The 20022-nt window shown below is 38.0% G+C and carries 15 protein-coding genes and 2 pseudogenes; all 17 read right to left on the reverse strand.

Annotated elements, in window-relative coordinates:
* Positions 1–3: 3 nt before the first annotated feature.
* The 17 genes and pseudogenes from HG267_RS21750 to HG267_RS21830 all read right to left on the reverse strand — a co-directional run bounded on the left by HG267_RS21750 (position 4) and on the right by HG267_RS21830 (position 20009).
* On the reverse strand, positions 4–906 hold the full coding sequence (locus HG267_RS21750) for an ABC transporter permease (RefSeq protein WP_096621917.1): 903 nt from the start codon (positions 904–906) through the stop codon (positions 4–6).
* Entirely contained in the window at positions 903–2246 is a 1344-nt protein-coding gene (locus HG267_RS21755) for a glycosyltransferase (protein ID WP_045868838.1), read from the reverse strand. The genes HG267_RS21750 and HG267_RS21755 overlap by 4 nt, the downstream gene beginning before the upstream one ends.
* A gap of 593 nt (positions 2247–2839) precedes the next feature.
* A pseudogene (locus HG267_RS21760) lies at positions 2840–3370 on the reverse strand (WcaF family extracellular polysaccharide biosynthesis acetyltransferase); the annotation flags it as partial.
* Positions 3371–3493: 123 nt separating this feature from the next.
* Positions 3494–4249 (reverse strand): annotated as a pseudogene (locus HG267_RS21765) (glycosyltransferase family 2 protein); the annotation flags it as partial.
* A 126-nt stretch (positions 4250–4375) separates the two neighbouring features.
* On the reverse strand, positions 4376–5515 hold the full coding sequence (locus HG267_RS21770; RefSeq protein ID WP_045867957.1) for a glycosyltransferase family 4 protein: 1140 nt from the start codon (positions 5513–5515) through the stop codon (positions 4376–4378).
* Between the two features lie 12 nt (positions 5516–5527).
* The gene (locus HG267_RS21775; protein ID WP_045867958.1) at positions 5528–6748 is read right to left on the reverse strand and encodes a glycosyltransferase; all 1221 of its coding nucleotides are present in this window, start codon (positions 6746–6748) and stop codon (positions 5528–5530) included.
* A gap of 73 nt (positions 6749–6821) precedes the next feature.
* Positions 6822–8630, reverse strand: a complete 1809-nt coding sequence (asnB, locus tag HG267_RS21780) for an asparagine synthase (glutamine-hydrolyzing) (RefSeq protein WP_045867959.1) — start codon at positions 8628–8630, stop codon at positions 6822–6824.
* A gap of 8 nt (positions 8631–8638) precedes the next feature.
* Positions 8639–9805: a glycosyltransferase gene (locus HG267_RS21785; RefSeq protein ID WP_045867960.1), complete on the reverse strand. Its 1167-nt coding sequence runs from the start codon at positions 9803–9805 to the stop codon at positions 8639–8641.
* Positions 9806–9867: 62 nt separating this feature from the next.
* Positions 9868–11067 carry a glycosyltransferase family 4 protein gene (locus tag HG267_RS21790; RefSeq protein ID WP_045867961.1) on the reverse strand — a complete coding sequence of 400 codons (1200 nt, stop codon included), beginning with the start codon at positions 11065–11067 and terminating at the stop codon, positions 9868–9870.
* 45 nt (positions 11068–11112) lie between these two features.
* On the reverse strand, positions 11113–12606 hold the full coding sequence (locus tag HG267_RS21795) for a hypothetical protein (protein ID WP_045867962.1): 1494 nt from the start codon (positions 12604–12606) through the stop codon (positions 11113–11115).
* Positions 12591–13928: a hypothetical protein gene (locus HG267_RS21800; protein ID WP_045867963.1), complete on the reverse strand. Its 1338-nt coding sequence runs from the start codon at positions 13926–13928 to the stop codon at positions 12591–12593. Before HG267_RS21800 ends, HG267_RS21795 begins: the two co-directional genes overlap by 16 nt.
* A 109-nt stretch (positions 13929–14037) precedes the next feature.
* Entirely contained in the window at positions 14038–14685 is a 648-nt protein-coding gene (locus HG267_RS21805; protein ID WP_045867964.1) for an FkbM family methyltransferase, read from the reverse strand.
* Positions 14686–14826: 141 nt separating this feature from the next.
* Positions 14827–15831, reverse strand: a complete 1005-nt coding sequence (locus HG267_RS21810) for a hypothetical protein (RefSeq protein ID WP_045868840.1) — start codon at positions 15829–15831, stop codon at positions 14827–14829.
* 23 nt (positions 15832–15854) lie between these two features.
* Entirely contained in the window at positions 15855–17081 is a 1227-nt protein-coding gene (locus HG267_RS21815; RefSeq protein WP_045867965.1) for a glycosyltransferase, read from the reverse strand.
* Entirely contained in the window at positions 17081–18130 is a 1050-nt protein-coding gene (locus tag HG267_RS21820) for a glycosyltransferase family 2 protein (protein ID WP_045867966.1), read from the reverse strand. Before HG267_RS21820 ends, HG267_RS21815 begins: the two co-directional genes overlap by 1 nt.
* 65 nt (positions 18131–18195) lie before the next feature.
* The gene (locus HG267_RS21825; protein WP_052335049.1) at positions 18196–19206 is read right to left on the reverse strand and encodes a glycosyltransferase family 2 protein; all 1011 of its coding nucleotides are present in this window, start codon (positions 19204–19206) and stop codon (positions 18196–18198) included.
* Complete coding sequence (locus HG267_RS21830; RefSeq protein ID WP_045867967.1) at positions 19203–20009, reverse strand: FkbM family methyltransferase; 807 nt, start codon at positions 20007–20009, stop codon at positions 19203–19205. The genes HG267_RS21825 and HG267_RS21830 overlap by 4 nt, the downstream gene beginning before the upstream one ends.
* Positions 20010–20022 lie beyond the last annotated feature (13 nt).

The raw sequence follows: 20022 nt of genomic DNA on the forward strand, positions 1-20022 counted from the left end.
CAGCTAAATAAGCGATCGCTCAATAATATAGGGCAAACAAAGCCGACAAAACAACCAACCACTGACTAACCACAGTATTCCTAGTGGGAATAACAGTAGGGCAAACGCACTAATTTCTCCCACCCCATAAGCCAACCAACGGGTTGCTTCTAACACATGGGTAAGCGGATTCAACCAATAGAGGTGATAAGCCCAACTTTTTGGTTGCACTGCTACAAAAACAGGGGTGACACCGAAGAGCAACCAAGGAAAGAAATACATCAGACTTTCCAGATCTCGACTGAGTACATTCCAGGGAGCAAGAAATAGCCCTAATCCAGCACCTAAAGCAATGATGGTGAAAAAGCCCAAGAATGACAGTAGAACTGTAGCCGCAGGTGAGATATTGAAAAACAGAAACATAGCGATGATCACTGGCAAGCGGACGATAAAAGCAAAGTTAGCCTCAGCTAAACCTGATAAAATTAGCCCTTCAACTGGAATTTTTTGCCTAATCAGCAAATGGCTATAGCGGCTTAGGAACATTCGCTGGCTCTGCATCGCTTCCAGAAAAGTTTGCATCATGATCAAACCAAAGATGCCATAAACTTGAGGTGGAATTGCACCCCTAGTTAAACCAGGAATTTGTGCCCGCTGCCCAACAGTTAGCAAGACTGCAATCATCACTGAGGGCATAAATGCCCAGAAGAGACCAAGCGAAGAATAGCGATAGCGTTGAGCAATGCCCTGAAGAAATATTCGCTTTGCGATTTCGGTGGAAGAAAGCAGATCACAAAGTGCTTCTCTGAGAAATCGCTGACGGTATTGTAACTGGCTGCCACTGCTAAGAATTTTCAGGGGAGTTAGGGGAACATGGTCATCTGTTGATAACGATCTCTGACGATTTAAGGGATCAGGTGCAGTCATAATGACATAGAGGAAAATTTTGAGAGGCTGACGGCATCGATTTCGCTGACATTTTCAGATGTCTGACAAAGTTGCAAGAGTTTATGTGCAAATACGCCATCTGGATCAGGTGGAATAATTTCTCGAATCGATTGAGCAGCTTTGTGACCAATTTGCTCCCATTCATATCGACGTTGCCATGCCCGCTCTAGCACTTCATCAATTGCTTGGCAGGAGGGTTCTTGAGCCACAAACCCTGTAATATTATTGGTAACTACTTCTGAGACACCCCCAACATTAGTTACAATCCCTAATCTGCCACACATCATAGCTTCGACCAATGCTATGGGTAATCCTTCAGCGCGGGAGGGTAGAATTAAGCCATGAAAATTCCGCCAAACTTCCACAATATTTTCCACAAAGCCAGGGAAGCTCACGTTTTTCACCCCTAGGAAATCTGCCATCTCTATCAACCCTTCTCGATTAGCTCCCTCCCCAAAGAATGTAATATGTAGGTTGCGCTGTCTCCACTTTTTTTGCGCCAACACCTGTAATAAGATGTCTTGCCCTTTATCAAACAACCACAGACGAGCAACACATGCGAGTTTAAAGCAACCATCCTCTGGATGCTTCCAAGGCAAAGCACTTGCTACGGGTGTTAGATATGGATTTCTGATTACCTCAGCATGAGATAACTTTTGACTTACTTGCATTTGGGTCAAACATAGGTTGTGCTGAGACACAAAAAAGCATTTCTTCGCTTCCTGAAAAGCCTTTCGCATTAGGGGACGTAAGTGATCACCAGGCCAGCGATCTTCCCCTGCTTTTTCAGAGAGAATCACGTAAGGTAGTTTCATCTGCTGGCAAAGTTCAGCAAATGCCAAGCCATCAAAATTCTCTCCCTGAGAAATGACTACCAAAGTAGGTTGCAATTGCCCCAATTGCCTTGCTAATGGGGAGAGTCGAGAGGTATTAGTAGAGCGCCACTGTCCTGGTAAGCAGGGATTGAGGAACAGATGCAAATGACCTAAACGTTGACGAACTTGCTTCACAATCTGCACGCGACCTAAACGCCCAAGAATTCGATTCACAATCCGACGAGAATTGCGTTGTAAAACAAGGGTGTCAATAATTACAATTCCAGCTTGTTCTAATTCAGCAACTCGGGAATGAGTCTTGTCAACATTGATCTTAAAAACGTATGTCTGATTTCCTTGTCGCTGTAAATACTTTGCTGTTGCTGACCAAAGCTCTTCGCTGCCGCCCCAAGGTTCATAACAAGAACTCATGAATACAATACAACTAGATTGAGTATGAGTGAAAAATTTAGCCGTAGCAGTTAGTTTTGCTTGAGTCCGCATTTTTACATTCAAATAGTTTGTATCAGTATAAGCGTGCTTCATAGTCACTTAATCAAGCTGTATAATATTTAACTAATTGAATAAGCTATTAGGCGAATAAACTTGTATATTTCTCACTCAGGTTGTCAACTCTCAAGAGTCCAGGGTCAAAGGATAGCTCGGACTTTTGAACGTCAGTTCACTCAACCGATAGCGAAGCAGTAGCGAGTCATCTCCCTTGGCGCAGCCTCTCCCTTTGGGAGAAGGGGAGACGCTACGCGAACGAGCGTCGGGAACCTCCACATGTGACTTGCTCCTCTTGACCCTAGGCAGACAGCCCTAACGCAAAAATATTTTATCTAGGTGATTAACAGCTTAATTATTCAGAACTTACGCAACTGGCATATACTCTCACGTAGATCAAAAGCTTTTGGCAATTGATTCAATAAACAGGGTTTCAGCCATCGTGAATTGCAGGGCGATCGCTTCCACATTTATTCTTCACTAGTCTCTAGTTCCCATTCCCCAAGCAAATCCTCATCAAGAATGTGACGGGTATGAATGAATTCATCTGCTGGGGAGATCTGAAGTACATCTTCTACTTTTTCCTGAACTCTGCTCTTGACAGGTTGCGCTGGGTTACCTGCATAAATTGTCATTGCTTCTAAAGAGCGTCCTGTCACTCCTCCTAATGCTAGAACTGCTCCCTTTCCTACTGTCACTCCTGGGCCAATTACCGACTTAGCTGCAATCCAACTACTTTCTTGAATATAGATTTGTTCAGGAATTAGTTTAAAATCTGGATGGTACCAATCATGATTGCCAGTGCAGAGATAAACACCTTGCGATAAACATACATGATTTTCAATCACCACAGATGCAAGGTTATCAATCCAAGTATCTTCTCCAATCCAAACGAAATCACCAATGGTTAAACGCCAAGGAAACTTTACCCGCACTCCTGATTTAAAGCGGACTTTTTGTCCAATCCTAGCGCCAAAACTGCGAAGTACCCAAACCTTCAGATTGGAAAATGGTAGCCAATTGCTTTCAACTATAGGTGACCCCAGGAAATGCCACAAAACTTGCTTCCAGTAGGGTGCGCCTGGGGTATAACTGCCCAGAGTATAGTTATCTAGATGCATAGATTGCTTAGTTGAGATAAGGTAGAGGCGATCGCTATTACTCAGAGATTGATATTGACTAGTACCACCATCAGCCCTATCTATTACCGATGTATGACTAGGTGCAGAATCATTAATTTTTCCTTTTTCAGCTTCAATAATATTAATAGCCAATAGTAATTCTGCTAACACACGCTGAAACGCATAGTAAAAACCTCGCCAGCCATCCAGAATCCCACCTTTGATAATCAGGCAGTAGAAAAATATGATGATGGGGGCGAGTATCTTCTGTTTACGAATGCGATCGCCCAAACTGAGTTCGCTACTTGGTGTCTGTAGCAACTTCTTCGCCTCTATTACCATGTAGCGATCCTGCGCCCATAGCCAACGACTTAGAGGTTTGCGATCGTCATGATATATGTAGCCCGAAAGTAGTGAAGAATTTCCCTCTATGCTGACACGATGAGCGTGACCGTCATCTTGATAAATTGCTTTTGCTTTTTTATATAAAACTGCTCTTGGTGGCAGTAATGTACCATGCAAGGGCTTACCAAAGATACAATACTTGAATCTGACTTTATAACTATCTATATTAGGCTCTGCTGATAATGAATGAATTTCATTAATTAACTCATCACTTATTATATAATCAGCATCTAATGATAGTATCCATTCAGATGTAACTTTTTCTATTCCAAAATTACACTGAGCAGCAAAAGAATCAAACTTTCTTTGAAAAACTTTTACTTGATGGTGAGAAGATAAAATTTCCAAAGTAGCATCTGTGCTGTAACTATCGATAACAACAATAGTCTTTGCCCAAGTCAAGCTTTGAAGCGTACGAGAAATATTAGGAGCTTCATTATAAGTAAGAATAAGAGGTGTTACTTCATTTAGCATATCTACTATTTACGAACTTTAACAACCATAACAGAACCCATAATTGAAGGAAAATATCTACTTAAAGCTTCAAATGGTTGCCTACGTTCAGCACCATAAAAATCTTGTATAGTTTTATTTTGCATATTAGAAGCTGCTATTTTTGAATAGTAATATTTTTTCAAAATCAGCAAGATATCTTTGGGTAACTTGCTCATAATTAAATTCTTGAGCTTTTTGAGTAGCTTGTATACTCATAGTGTTATTATTATCAGAATCAATTATTGCTGAAAATAATTTATCTGATAGATTTTTAGCGGCATCAACAGTCCGATGATTAAAAAAGTAACCAGTTTTACCATCTTCAATAAAGTCCTTAAAGCAAGCTAAGTCTGATACGACGGGAACCAGACCCGATGCCATTGCTTCTAGTGGCGCAACTCCAAAAGATTCGCCTTTTTCTGCCAATGAAGGATAGCAAAAAATATCAGCTTCTCGATAAGCTTCTGCTAACTTATATATATTAAAAATAGGTTCTAAAAATTCTACACTTAAGCCGACAGATTGTGCATCAAGTTTGCGTAAATATGTATCACCACCACCACCTTGATTTTCTTTTATAGGGCCAATAATTCTTAATTTCACTGTGGAAATTTTCTGTGATAAAATTGAAAACGCATCTAATAGAAGATGTACTCCCTTCTCTGGATGAATTCTACCTACATATAAAATGAGCTTTTCTTTTCGAGCTAATTTTGGCTGAGTACTTGGTGAAAATATGCGAGTATCAATAGGATTAGGGATAATTTCCATCCGAGATATAGCCGCAGGATATTCTTTAGCAATAGCTTCCTGAATAGCTTGTGATGCAACTGCAAAAAAACTGGTTCCTGCATATAACCAATACTGTCCTTTAGGAAAGCGGTTAGCATTAATTACAACCTTACCTGCTTTAGGACGTAAACATGCAAATATAGGTAGCCAAAAGTCGTTGATAACTAAAATATCAGCATGAGGTAATCTAGGAAATGTCAACAAGCTATAAAAGAAGTCTTTAAGTAAGTCTAGGGTAATATTAGTGCTTTGTGGAAATCCTCCATGTCGAATGTATTGCACACCATTAATTACCTCCGTGTGAGGCTGACTTGGATAAGAACGGCAGAGAATACTTACTTGATGGCCTCTAGCAGCAAATTCTTCTGCTAGACCTTGCCACAGGCGAGGAATAGCGCCTCCTTGCACTGCCGGAACAGGTAACCACGGGCCTGTTGCAATATTAATAATCACAGTTTTGTATTCCTAAGAATTGTAAAGTTGAACGCAAGTGGGGGGTTGACCACCATCAAGAATCCATTGGTATACATTTGCCATTTCTTGAGCAATTGAATTCCAAGAGTATTTAGCTTGTACTAAATCTCGCCCTTTCAAACCCATCACTTGCCGTTGTTGTTCAGACATCTGCATTGCATCAACTAAAGCTTGCTTTAGTGCTTGCTGATTATCTTCGATCCACCAACCACATCCGTAGTGCTGTAAATCCTCCCAAGGGGCACCTTTAGTAGTAATAACAGGCACACCATAAGCTAAAGACTCTGCGACTGCAATCCCAAAATTTTCTGAATGCGTTGGTAAAACGAATACGTCAGCATTACTGAGTGCAGAGAATTTATGTTGTCCTGATAGCATCCCAGTAAAGGTGACTTTTTTTTTCAAATTTAACTGTTCTACTTGTAATTCTAACTTTTCTTGGTAGCCAATTAAGTCTGGCCCAGCAATAATTAGATGCCAATCAGGAAATTGATTAACAAGAGATTGCCAAACATCTATTAAATGATTTAAACCTTTTTTAGGGTGTACCCTTGATAAAAAAAGTAACCATTTTTTATCAGCTAATTTCGGGAATATATCAATTAATATTTGTCGGCTATATTGCTCTTCTAAACTAGGAATGTTAATCCCATTAGGAATGAGAGCAATGGGTTGTCGATATCCTAATTTACGAATAGAATTTACCTCTTCCGCAGAAGTGGCATGGAAAGCTGTAGCACAGTTTAAATTTTCTTTTTCGTATAAAATCCATGCTAACCATTTTTTATACCAGCTATTATTTAATGACCAAGATTCTAGCATTCCTCTAGGAGAAATAACTAAATTAATCTTGTTAATAACTGCTGCTTGTCTTGCATAAAGATTAGGAAACATCCATAAACCATGATTATGAATTATATCTAAATCTTTTGCGGCTAAATTGAATAAGTAATTGCTAGCTTGAGGTTGAAACCCTCTAAAATATTTTGCGACTTTAGAAGCTTTTTGACTATGAACTTGAACTTCAGTAGTTACAATTTGTTTACCGTGACATTGATAATCAAGCGTGAATAAATGGGAATTAATATTATATTGATATAATACTTGAGCTAAATTAGTAACTGAATAAGCAGGCCCACCAACATTTTCATTAATACTAGCTACTACTTGGCAAACAGAAATCTGATCAACCAATGTTGCATTTGTTGACATTATTAGTTTTTTTGAAAAATAAATATTAGTATCAGGTTACAAAAAAATCTAGGATCAGAATGCTTAATATACTTTAATTGACTTCATGCTGAAACTTTTCCCACCACAACTTAAGTATTACTAAACTCCAGCGACGATACCAAGGTTCAAGAGGGATATTTTTGAGAATATTTAAGTTAGCGAAATATTCACCAAATTCACCTAACATCCATTGTTCAAAGGGAAAAGAAAATCCTTGTTTACGACGCTTAGTCACCCAGTCAGGTAATTCTGGTACAGCTTGAACTAAGAGTTGTTTACCATAAGCTAAACGGATATTACTAGGTATAGGTGCTACTGCCTCTAGCAAAGCTGTATCTACTAAAGGTACCCGCAATTCTAATCCCCATCTCATACTCATAACATCACTGTCTCGGAGTAATTGATTCCGCATATAGCAACTTAATTCTAGCAAGCTGACTTCATCTTCTGGTGTAGACACTTTTGCTGGAAAACTGATCGTGGAGGGGCTATCTTTCACAAAAATCTTGTCACCTACATATTGTTGAATAATTGCACAAGCTTCTTTATTGGAAAAAATGCCTCGAAACGTGCGATAAGCATCTGATAATGTCGGTTCTTGCTCTAGAAAATCACCTAATCGTTTCATTTTGGGTGAACTGCCCCAATTTGCTAAACTCATACCTATGCTAGCTCCAACAAGAGGTAATAATCTTATTTGCTTACCCCAGTTCACCATGCGTGGAATTTTTTGGAATGAATGATATCCACCAAAAACTTCATCTCCACCCAGTCCAGATAGTACTACTTTCATCCCATTTTCATGGGCAATTTTAGATATACAAAAAGTATTAAATCCATCAACACTAGGTTGATCAATAGCTGCTAAGAAATTAGGCAATAAAGTTTTAGCAGATGATGCTGTAATTTTATATTCTGTATGTTTAGCACCAAAGAATTTTGCAACTTCTTGAGAAATACCTCCTTCATTCCATTGACCTTCTTCAAAAGCTATTGAGTATGTAGATAATTGTTGATCTTGGGTCTGGGTTGCTAGTGCTAGAACTGTTGTTGAATCAATACCACCACTGAGAAAAATACCTACAGGCACATCACTAATAAAATGATGTTGAATAGAATCAACTAAAGCAGCACGAACTATTTCTTGAGCATCTGTAGCCGAAATTATTTGGGGTGTAAAGTTGATTTGCCAGTACTGCTTTTTGGTAATTTTTTGACCTTGCCAATATAGCCAGTTACCAGCATCTAAACAATGAACATCTTCAATGAGGGTATATGGTTCTGGAACTGAGCCACTAACAAGATAACCATATAACCCTTGTATGCTCATTTGAACAGTAGGTAACCCAGATGCTAAAACTGCTCTGAGTTCTGAAGCAAAGACTAAAGTTGAACCAGAGCGCCAATAGTAAAGAGGTTTAATTCCTAAAGGATCGCGAGCTAAAAAACAAGTTTTTTCCCAGTCATCCCAAATAGCAAAGGCGAACATTCCGCGTAAATGTTGGACACAATCAGAACCCATTCTTTGATAAAGTTTCAGAATAACTTCTGTATCTGTTTGAGAATGAAACTGTTCACCTTGAGCAATCAAATTCTGCCGTAGTTCTTGAAAGTTATAAATTTCACCGTTGAAGGTTATCCAATATCGTTGATCGGCAGTAGACATCGGTTGATGTCCAGCAGGGCTAAGGTCGAGAATTGCTAAACGAGTATGGGCGAAAGCAGCTTGTCTGTCATTAGAGACATAAATACCATTATCATCTGGCCCACGATGCTTGAGATGAGTTTGTATTCTCTGAATTATCTTTTCTAAACTATTATGATACTGATTAGTTGTCAGAATGCCGCCAATTCCACACATATATAAATTTAGTTGTTGATTGTGGATTTAAAATGATGATTTAAATGCTTATCCAGAGTTATTTGGAAACGCTCAAATCCAAAAGTATCAATAACTTTTTGACGTAAATTTTCTGGCTGATATATTAGACGATTGGGATAGGTGCCTTGTAGAATTTGAATTAATGTTTTGGCGATTTCTCCCACATCATCAGGATTAACCAATGCACCAAGTTCACCATTACACAGAGCATCAATTGCACCATCTTGGTTACCAGCTAAAACAGGTTTGCCACAACCTAGAGCTTCCAAATAGACAATGCCAAACCCTTCCCTTTTACTAGGCATAGCAAAAACATCACAAAGATTATAGTAATCACAAAGCTCTTCATCAGGAACAAATCCAGTTAAGGTAACACAGTTTTGTAACCCTAATTGAACTATTAATTCCTCAATTCTGCTTCTGTCATTCCCTTTGCCGACAATCATATAGTGGACATCAGGAATCATCGAACGAATGTGAGGTAGTGCTTTTAAAATTTGGTCATATCCTTTATAACGCTCAAGCTCTGCTAGCCGTGCTACAGTCAATATTATCGGTTGTTCCGCTTTGAGTTTATACCGTTCTAGTAAATAGCTAGGTTTTGGTGCAGATTGGAACCGATTGGGATCAAATGTGTTGGGTAAGATAGAGATTTTACTAGGATTAAGATTTTGTTCTTGAATTAGGCGATCGCGGGTGTAGCTACTAACGGCTAAAATGAGATCTGCATGGTTTAAAGCAGTTTTCAAAATAGGGTTTTTAATATCCCAAGCTTCTACACCGTGAGCTATTGTCCAGTATGGAATATTTGTTAGAAGTTTTAAAAAGTAAGCACCCATCGCGAAATTTAGGTGAGTTGCAATTACTAAATTAGGGCGCTTTATCAGTGCTTGAGTAATAATTTTGCCAACGAAAAAAGGTGTACGAATTTTCTGTGGATAGGTTCCAGTAAAATGAAATTTTGTCGTAGGCAAATAGGAGATATCCGATGATGCTTTTACATCATGCTTGAGAAAAACATCATACTGGCTTTGAGGATAAAGCGTTTGCAATGCCTGTAAATAAAACGCTGAATAAACCTGGATACCACCTTTAAATTCAAAAATATTAGGAAGCCATAGATGGAATTGCTTTCCATCAGAACGAGTTTGCATTTTGATGAGGTTGGTATTTTTTAGATTTCATAGCAATTTTTATATAATAATTAAATTTATTGCTAGGCAACAGCAGGAATATTAATTTTGCTCTTGATAATGTAATTTAGTGCTTGGTTTAATCCTTGTGTTGCTTGCATATAACTGTAGTCGGATACGATACGGCGGCCTTCTTCTCCCCAAGAATGTAAGCGTTGTCTATCTGAAAATGCTTCTTGCAGGCTTTGCGCTAATGCAGATACATCGCCAGCAGGAAAAATTAAACCATTTTTCCCTGGATGAACCAAGTCTTGAGCGCAACCGACATGAGTACTGACAATTACTGGTCGGCTTAAGCACATTGCTTCGTTAATCGCCAAACCCCAAGTTTCATAGTTGCCATAGCTAGGTAGCACTACTAAATCTGCAATTGCGTAGGTACGTGGCATTAAAGATTGGTTTTGGAAAGGGACAAAGTAAATATTTTCCTGTCCTAATGCTTGGGATTTTAACTCTTTTTCTAGGTTGCCATCGCCTACAAATAGTAATGATACACGGTCAAGTTTGGCTTGTAAAAAAGCCTGAAGTAAATCTACAGGACGTTTTTTAGCTTCAAACTTGCCTGCAAATAAAATAACTGCATGGTCTTGAGGAATGCCAATTTCTTGTTTCCAAGCAATAGCTTGCTGTTTTGCTGTTTCAGCTTGGCTCAAAAAGCGATCGCTATCTACTGCATGGGGCGAGAAAAGTAGCTTATTACTGGGTACATTATGATATTGAAAGTAATCATAGTTGGCTTTGCCTACATAGAGACAGACAGCAAAACGCCGATAAATTTGGCTGATGATCTGCCGACGTATAACTGCTTTTATGCCATGACTAGGAATTAACCGATGAGAATCGCCCCGAAATATTAATGGTATTTGACGAGTATCCCACTGACCAAGAAAGCGATAGATACTGGCATAGTTGTATACCATTAATAGTACAGCATCAGGATGATAGGCGCTAACTTGTGAGCTTAAAGCTGGATTCTGTAGCCCCCAAAAATGATGAGTGCCTGGGTTAGAACTAACATTTGCTACAAACTCATACTCATACCCAGTTAATAAAGGAATATCCCACTGGAGTGCTTTATGAAAACCTGCATCAACTTGCTGAGTAATGCCAAAATCCCAGAGATAAAAAACTTTAATTGCTAAATTAGCATTATTAGTTAAATAACGAAACCAAGGTGCATAATACTGAATTGGATGAGAAGTAATAATTGCTAGCTTTCGCATGTTTGCATTAAATATAAGGCATCAGCCAAGGGAAAATATTCTGCTTCAGACAGAGACACGTGGTACTTTATAAGCTCGCATCAATAAAACTGCAATCCCAGTCAGTGAAATACTAGATTGAAATAAAGCAGCAACGTATACCCCTGCACTATATTCACTTTGAAAGGACAAGCTCATGATTAACATCGCAAATAGATACCTGGCTGAGAGGACTGGTGCATTAATACTCCAACGAGTAGCTTGTCCATAAATTGACCCAAGTAAAACGGCCAGCCCAGCACAGCCGACTAGACCAAAATTGGCATAGGATTCAGCTAGTAGTCCCCAACCAATAGTTGTTTTGAAAGTATCTTCACGCGTTTGTAAACCGTAGTGAATGTTTAATATGTAAGTACCCTCATGGCTAGCAATTTTATTTGTGCTTAAAATCCGGGGAACTAATAGCTGTGGCAAAATTGCATAGGTTGCTCCATAAAGATAAGGTATTTCTTGCGGACTCTGACTTTGAGTCAAAAGCAGCATTTGAATTACACTAGCTCTTTCAAAAAATGAAGCTTTTTCCTCGGAACTTTGAGGTACAGTTGAATCATAATCATTTTGATTTTGCAACAAATAGTTCAAGCTATAGCCTGCCCACTCACTATACCAAGCTGGATAATCCCAGGGTTGTAATTGAGCAATTTGTCCTCCGAACCAGTATTTAGCTCTCATCTCACTCTTGCCATAATTTAGAAATGAGAAACAAATGAGAGCAACAATAATTAGTAATATTGGTAATTTCTTTCTGCCAATTATAAAGGAAATTGTAGCAATCAAAAATAGGGATGCTGCATCTACAAGCAATAAAGTAGCTGTGCTTGTTAGCATTCCTGTTATTAACAAGCATAAAAATAACCAAGATCTCTGCTTTGATAAATCCTTAGTACCTAAACGATAAGAAAGTACAAATGTAGACAGTAATGTCAAACCTAAGATAATACTACGAATGATAGAAAAAACACTGAAATCTAGCGATAGCCAACCTCCTAAATTGCTCATGTTAAATACAACATAAGCTGCAAGAGAAATTAAGAAAAACTGCTCACCTCTACCACTGTCTAATACCAAGTATGACTCGGGAATAGCAGGGGCTGATTTGACAAACTGCAACCAAATAAATGTGCCTAATCCCAAACATCCACTAACTGTAATGCTGGCAAATAAATGGCTAGCAGGAGAGTATTGTAGAACTGTGGGGTGATTGCTAACCAAGGGTAATGCATGAGTCCAAATATATGTCAATGCAAATAGTGGAAAAATGGGCATACCTAATGCATTTCCTGAACACCACAGGTAAGTGGGTAGCAGTGCTGCAGTAGTAATTAGGATAGCTCCAAAATTGCTTTCTAAAGATGTGGTATTGCTAAAAAATAATTCAAAGCTCAATAAAGCTAAGGCTACCAGCCAAAACCCTCGCAGTAATCTTTTTTGCCTTTTGTAGTCAAAGGCAACGGAGGATTGTATTACTGACAAAGGCAGCGATTCTAAATCTTTGGACATAGCAATCTATCTTGGCTAGCAGTTGTAAGAACTTGGTCAAAAACAGCGCATTGTTTACGAGTCATTTCTTTTGCTGTGTAAGGTTGAAACGCTTGCCAGTTTGTATCTGGCTGATAGCCTTTGGGAGTAGATAAAAGCCATTGAAGATCAGGCACAACTTTAGCTAAGAAATCTTGAGGGCGATCGCCTTGTTTAAATGTCACAGATCTACCCGCACGACATTGGTTGAGAATTTCGACAACGGAACTCTGCTCATGAAAAATCGCTAAAAGCGGTTTTTTTGCCAGAATGCAAGGATAAAGCTTGGAAGCAGTGTAGCTAGAATCATCAGAACCAATCAGCAAGATAGCATCGCTATCTACTAAAGTTTGCAGAGCTTCAAAATAAGGAATACGGTGAGGATGTTCTTCTACTAAATCGGCAACACCTAATTCTTGAGCAATTGGTTCCACTGTTTTCACTGCTCGATGATCAAGAGCATAGCTTGTACCAACAAAATGCAACTTAACAGCTTGCCACAGGTGAGGATTTTTGCAACGCTCTGACTGGATTGCTAAAAATAGAATTCGCAACGCCAAAGCCATATCACTACCGCCTCGCCCTATATAAACCCAATGACGCTTACCATCATCAGGGTTAAATACTTTTTGCTGAATATTTAAGGAAGGGAGTTGCTCAAAATCTGTCTCTGGAGCGCCAAAAGGTAAAATAGTAAACTTTTCTGGTTTGAGGTGTGGATATCGCCTTTGTAAAATTTCTGGATATTTCGGTGAAACACTAATTACATAGCTAACTTTGCTTATAGCTCTGGGTTCTAAAAACTTAGCTTGGAGTTGAGAAAATCCGTACTTAAATCTTCCACCAGGAGGTATTTCTCTAGATTGTTTATAATAATTACTGAGCCAGGGATCTTGAAAATCTAAGATATAAGGAATGCTAAAATATCTGTGCCATCTGGGGCCCAGAACCATAGAAATAAATACAGTAGTGGAAAAGTAGATTAAATCAAATTTTTGTTGGCTGAGTAAGCGATCGCCTGCTGTAAGCAAATAAGGAAAACATCGCAGACCTAAGCTACCCATACCAATTAATTTGGTTTGTTCCACGGGTAATGCTGATGTGTAAGTGACAGGGATATGCTTGGGAATAGTTTTTGCTAATATAGAGTCCTGAACACCTTGAACCGATTCTGGTCGCACAGTGAGAATATGAGGTTCCCAACCAAATTTTTCCAGGAAAGGTAGGGACATTCGTACCCGCTGATGATCAGGGGCATTAATTGGTGGGAAATGCGGACTGACAATTAGAACTTTATAATTCAAATTTTCACACCTTCAATACACAGGCGATCGCAAATCTGTAACTTATGCTGAAAATTGAGTGGTTGTACCCAGGTTAAAGGTGCTGGTAGAGAAATAGTTTTCATATGGTTCACGCTATCCAACGTTTGTCATTTCGGAGTGGGCTATTACGTGGAACGAATATCATATCTACTTGCCAAAGAGCTTTATCCAAAGGACGACGGATAAAACTACAGATGTCATAAGCCACCCAATCACGCTCATTTAGCCATGCAATTATCTCTGCAAATAGTGGCACATTCTCATGTATATCTAGTAAATTGACTTCTGCTAGTATTGCTTTAATCGTTGGTAAAGATTTTTCAGCACCCTTAAGTACTTCTAATTCATATCCTTGAACATCCAATTTGAGTAAATCTGGCCCACAACCACCAAAATAATTCTGAACTATTTGATCTACAGTTCGCATTTGATGAAAAGATATAGGGAAATTTTGAGGAATATTTTCAACTAAAATAGAAGATGCTGTTTCAGACTCATTCAGTGCTACTTTATCAAGTTCTTCCGCTCCTAGTAAACCTGGAAATACTTGTATAGCTGAATTGACTGTAGCCATCTTTTGAAGCTGAACAACTCTGTGCTCCAACGCTTCAAAGCAGCTAATTTTTACTTGAGGCCAGATTTTAAGACAACATTGAGCAAAGTCACCTTGATGAGCACCAACATCAAAAATTTGATTCGGTTGAAATTCAAGAAGGGATAAACGTTGTAGTGCCACAGGGATTTCCGGTATTCCTAACCTGTGAGCAAAATATGCACGTATCTTAGACTTAATAGACCAGGAATTATAATTTAATATAGACATGATTTTTTATATATTTATGCCATTTTTTGACTTAGAAGTTTATTGATTATTTAATTACAAATTGCTCAATAGTTGGCGCTGTAAATTTTTGGCTAAACGTTTCCACCAGCGATTATGTTTTAATATAGTTCTAGCACTACTCCAATCTACTAGACTGTCATTCACATCATGAAATCCTCGCTGAGACTCTGGAATATCTCCAGACTCAACTTTCTGAATCAATTCAGGCAGATTATCATAAAAATTCTTTGAACGGTATGGTGGATGTAATGACCACATTCCAGGAGGTTTGCCTAAAAACTCAACTCGTACTAAGGAGTTTTTCAGCATAGCTTCAGTTAAAATTTCTTCAGGTAAATTGTAGGGATAATTACCTTCAATTATGGCTTTAATAATACTACGAATAGCTGGATATTTAAGAGGAAGTTGCTTAATTTGTGATATAAATCGCTCTCTGTCTAACATGAAAAAACGTGAACTGAGAGAAGTAAAACGAAAAGCAGGTGAATAATGTTTTTCTGGTGCTGCAACTTGCGATCGCAAACTACCATCAGCAGTTGGTGGGCCTGGAAATGGCCCGCATACTAAGACATCAGGGCGCTGATCTAATAAATCTACAGCTTCAGCAATCCAGGTAGAACTACCACCCCCAAACATTAAGTCTGAATCAAGATGAAAAATATAGTTATTTTTAGCAGTATATAAGCCAAAAAAGTAGGAATAAAAAGGGCCACCCCGAAAATCTTTAGGCGGAATCGACCGACCTCCAAAAAACATAGCACTTACTTTAGCAACTATTTCAGGTGAATAATCAACTTCTTTGAGGTGTGCATGAGGATACTGATTACAGCATTCATCAATTAATAATTTAATTTGTGGTAGTCTTTCTTCCCAACCTTCAGCAAAGCGTCCAGCACTACGATGTAAATCTAAAGTCAATAGTATTTCATCTACCTGATGAGCAAATTGCCGTAATTGATGTGGTAAAGTATGTTTTGCATGGAGCCAGTCACTAGGTGCTAAATTAATTTGTAGTGTAGTGCTGGAATGAGTTTTCATAATTTCTAAGTTCACACAATATATTAATTCAGCACAGACTCAGCTATTTGAATGAGTTTTTTAGCTTCAATTTCCCAACAGAATTTTTCCTTAGCTGCTTTTAGTGATGCATCTTTTGCAGCTTGCAAAGTGCTAGGTGTTTGAAGTAATTCTTCTATTGCTTGGGCTAAGGCTAAAGGATCATCGCTAGGAATCAATCGACCCATTTCTGGATATTGAGAGAAAATTTCTCTTTGTCCAGCAGTATCAGTCGTAATTACTGCTAAACCAGCTTGTAAATACTGGCATAGTTTGTTACTTGCAGTAAATTGTTTATTAAAACAGTAGGGTGTTTCCAGCGCTAAACCAATATCATGTTCAGCAATGCGGGACACCAACTCATGATTAGAAACTGAGGAATGGATAAATATTTGATTACCCCAACCAGAAGGTATCAATGCTTCTAGCCAAGGATGGTAAGTTTGAGGATAGTTACCTCGTAGATGGATTTCTACTGGTATCTTCAAATAAGGCAGACATTGGAAGAGATTTTCTAGCCCCCGTCCCGGCCCAATAGTTTGGGAAAACCAATGTAAAGATGGTAGCTTTAAATTCTGTCGATCGCGTTTTTGATTTTCAATCTGCGATCGCTCAGACAAAGGGAAGACATTATAAATAACAGTTGGTTTAGGAGCTTGATAAGCTTTTGCCATAGCTTCAGCTAAAGCCTTGGAGGTTGTCAGACAATAGCTACACTCATTTATCAGCTTGCTTTCTAGAAACTTAAGTTGGTCAATTGGTCGAGCAACACGAGCTTCTGGTAAAAGGTCTTCAGAAAACCAATCTTCAAAATCTACTCCTACTCTAAAGCCTTCGTTTAGTAATTGGTTACCTACCCAAAGCCCTGCTTCTGAATGAACAATAGTTAAATCTGCACGTGCTTTACGAGCAGCTTTCAACATTGCTTTTGCTCCGTAGCCTAGCAGTGCAGGTGAAAAGATTTTAAAACGTTGAAAATTCTCTCTAGCTAAACGTCCTTGAAGCCGAATTGTCCAGTTTTTTAATTTTTGAGTTTCTTGGAAGTCGATAATGGGTTCAAATCGCCATTTTTTATTGACCATGAGTAAGTGATCGCGCTTTACTAACTCTGGGTCAAACCAGAAACCATACACTGTAACATCATGCCCAGTATTTGCTAGTGTCTCTGCTTCTTTTTGAGGACGAGGAGATGTACAAAGATGACCACTGATTAAGATAAGAATTTTTGACATTATCTATCGAATGGAAAAAATTTAACTGTGCCAGAATTCAAATTGAAGAGGCTTCTCTCTAAGAACTTGAATAGTTTCCAACCTAAAGCAGCTTTTTTATATCCATATTTATAGGCAAAACTCTGTATCTTTTTTGCTTGCTTCCAGCCCAAAAATAAAGAAAGTATCTGAAAGATTGGCCCACCTATTGGTTTTAATTTACAACAACCAAATTCATGAACCTTATTTTCTGATTTTTGCTCTAAGTCTGGTACTTCTGGATAAATTTCGTAAATAAAACGTTGGAAGACTATTGCACAAGTATGGCGTGTACGTTGGCTATTTTCATGAGCTAATAGATTATTGGTGCTAAGCTCCAAAGCCGCAAATGCAGATTCCCAAGCAAAGCGTGATTTTAAACTGCTAAGACTAGTAGAATTACCAGATCTGTAGTATGACTTAGCTCCCAAACAAAATTTTACTCCTTGACTAGCAAGGAGAATACGGCAGAAGTACTCACCATCATCATTTAAAGAGAGTTGTTCATTCCAAGCACCAACATGATTTGCAATACAGCGTGGAACTAACCAAGCAGCAGGATGCATCATCAAGTTATTTTCCCAGGCGCAAACAAGCCACTCCACAGGTGACATATCTCTCCACAGAGCTTGGGGTATAAATAAAGCTTCCGAGGAATTTTTATAAAATCTGGCCCATTCTGCTGATGCAACATGATGAGAGTTGTAATCAAAATTTAAAATGTTTAGTTGAAGTTCTATCTTATCTGGTGCTAATAAATCGTCAGCATCTAGATATTGAATGAAGTCTCCTTGTGCTTCCTTTAATGCAGCATTCCTAGCAACGCTAGCTCCTTGGTTAAGTTGACTAATGACTTTAACCTGAGAAGATTCAAAGCTTTTTGCAACGGATAGGCTGTTATCTTTTGAGCCATCGTCTACTATAATAATTTCAATATTTTTCCAAGTTTGCACTAAAGTGGATTTTAAAGTTTCTGCCAACCAAGGGGTAGCATTATAACATGGAATAATTATAGAAACTAAAGGTTTCATAAAATATAGCTTAACCCAGTCAAAAAGACTGATAATTTTTAATATTTACGACTAATTTTTATAATTTAAACTATATTTAAATCATCTCTAAGTAATAAATTTTTAATATTGACTTTTGACATCTGCCTGAGGAATTTTTTGTAAATCATTTGCACATATCTAAACTCAAAACTCCGAAATTTCCAAAACGGTATGGAGTCATAAGCTTTCCAAATTTTTTCTTGATAGTCTTTTTCCCAAAGCAGCTTATATTTATCATTAAAACTTTTTGCTTCTGGTTGGATTCTGGCAACTGCTAAAGGCGATTGTAGATGACCTATGGAATGTTTAGGCACTAATCTAAGCCAAAGTTCAGCATCTAGAGCACAATTTAGTTCTTCCCAAATTGGTTGGTGAATACTACTGCTCCAAAATGCAGCGTGAGAAGGGATAATACCACCAAAACGTAAATAACGCTCAAGGACTAGAAAACTTTGTGCATATTTAAGTACCTTCTCATTTTCATACAGTATTAAAGAATCACCATAAATGAAATCTTTTTTTGTTTTGGCGAAATGATTGGAAACTTTTTCAAAGCAGTTAGGCAAATAAAAATCATCACTATTTATCCAACTATAATAATTGCCGCTAGCAATACTAAAACCTAGATTAATAGCATGTCCCTGTCCTCTATCATTTTTACTTTGGCAGAAGCTAATCCAAGGACTATATTTTTCTAATATTTCTTGTGTCTGATCGGTAGAGCCACCATCAAAAATAATATACTCTAAATTTGGATAATTTTGTAATAATACAGAGCGAATAGTCTCTTCAATAAAATCTCCTTGGTTATAAGTAGGTGTAACAATTGAAATTTTAGGAAAATCTATACTATTTAGAGGATGTTTTATAGGTTGAGTTTCAATAGTCCAAGGCCATCCAGATTTCCCTTTTGGTGGAAGTGGTAACTCTGTAAGTAAACCATTAGTAGAAAAAGGTACAGTTTTGAGAGGAAAAGGGGTTTGATCATTGATCAAATTCTGCTGATAGATTTTTAAGTCTGGTAAGATAATTTGAATTTTTTCGGTTTTATTCATGATTCCGGTAATAATAAAAAGCTTTCTGTTTGCACCATACATAATTTGAGAATACTTGAGTGATTCACAGATAGTAGAGATGGAAGCGCTAAGACATGTCTATATCCTAAAAAATCTGCAATATGTAAGAGTTTTTCTGGTTCACAATCGTATGCCTTAAGATGTTGTGCATTCCATTCTAGTAAAATGCCGGGTTGTTCATGCTTAATACAATTAATACCACCTTGCAAGACTTGAAACTCAGCACCTTCAACATCAATTTTAATTAGTGAAACAGCAGGTTTACCCATACTCTCCCATTCTGTATCCAGGGTTGTCATGGGAACAGTGATTCTATTTGTTTCTACTACTCGTTTAGTATTAGCATCTTGGATACTATCAAATGCTCCCATTTTTATTGAAGCTGCTGCAGAAAAGCTTATTTCACCAACCCTATCTCCCATAGCTTTAGCAATTACAGTCCATCTATCTTTATATTGGCTATTCTGAGCAGTAAGAGTTAAAAATGGTAATGAATTAGGAGATGGTTCTACCGATACTACTTTGCAAGAAGAGTATTGATGAAGGACAGGAATTGACATCAATCCTATATTCGCCCCAATATCAAAATACACACTATTGGGCTTTACCTGAGCTAGCATCAGTTTGAGGTTGGCAGCTTCGTATATACCTTGATCGCAAGCTAGTTCAAATATATATGAGTCTTTTGGGAAATAAACTTTTGTACCAAAATATGGAAATGATCCAGAAAAGCCAGGAAGACTACCATAAACCAATTTTTTAATATTTTTCTTCAGTAACATATATGTATATTTA

Origin of the sequence: Tolypothrix sp. PCC 7601, assembly GCF_025677855.1 — a bacterium.
Taxonomy (GTDB): Bacteria; Cyanobacteriota; Cyanobacteriia; order Cyanobacteriales; family Nostocaceae; genus Aulosira; species Aulosira diplosiphon.

Excerpts from the sequence above, each read along its gene's own strand:
- HG267_RS21810 (WP_045868840.1), bottom strand. The coding sequence starts at position 15,831 with ATGAAAACTCATTCCAGCACTACACTACAAATTAATTTAGCACCTAGT.
- HG267_RS21815 (WP_045867965.1), bottom strand. The coding sequence starts at position 17,081 with ATGTCAAAAATTCTTATCTTAATCAGTGGTCATCTTTGTACATCTCCT.
- HG267_RS21820 (WP_045867966.1), bottom strand. The coding sequence starts at position 18,130 with ATGAAACCTTTAGTTTCTATAATTATTCCATGTTATAATGCTACCCCT.
- HG267_RS21775 (WP_045867958.1), bottom strand. The coding sequence starts at position 6,748 with ATGTCAACAAATGCAACATTGGTTGATCAGATTTCTGTTTGCCAAGTA.
- HG267_RS21785 (WP_045867960.1), bottom strand. The coding sequence starts at position 9,805 with ATGCAAACTCGTTCTGATGGAAAGCAATTCCATCTATGGCTTCCTAAT.
- HG267_RS21755 (WP_045868838.1), bottom strand. The coding sequence starts at position 2,246 with ATGCGGACTCAAGCAAAACTAACTGCTACGGCTAAATTTTTCACTCAT.
- HG267_RS21830 (WP_045867967.1), bottom strand. The coding sequence starts at position 20,009 with ATGTTACTGAAGAAAAATATTAAAAAATTGGTTTATGGTAGTCTTCCT.
- asnB (WP_045867959.1), bottom strand. The coding sequence starts at position 8,630 with ATGTGTGGAATTGGCGGCATTCTGACAACTAATCAGTATCATAATAGT.
- HG267_RS21750 (WP_096621917.1), bottom strand. The coding sequence starts at position 906 with ATGACTGCACCTGATCCCTTAAATCGTCAGAGATCGTTATCAACAGAT.
- HG267_RS21790 (WP_045867961.1), bottom strand. The coding sequence starts at position 11,067 with ATGCGAAAGCTAGCAATTATTACTTCTCATCCAATTCAGTATTATGCA.
- HG267_RS21795 (WP_045867962.1), bottom strand. The coding sequence starts at position 12,606 with ATGTCCAAAGATTTAGAATCGCTGCCTTTGTCAGTAATACAATCCTCC.
- HG267_RS21825 (WP_052335049.1), bottom strand. The coding sequence starts at position 19,206 with ATGAATAAAACCGAAAAAATTCAAATTATCTTACCAGACTTAAAAATC.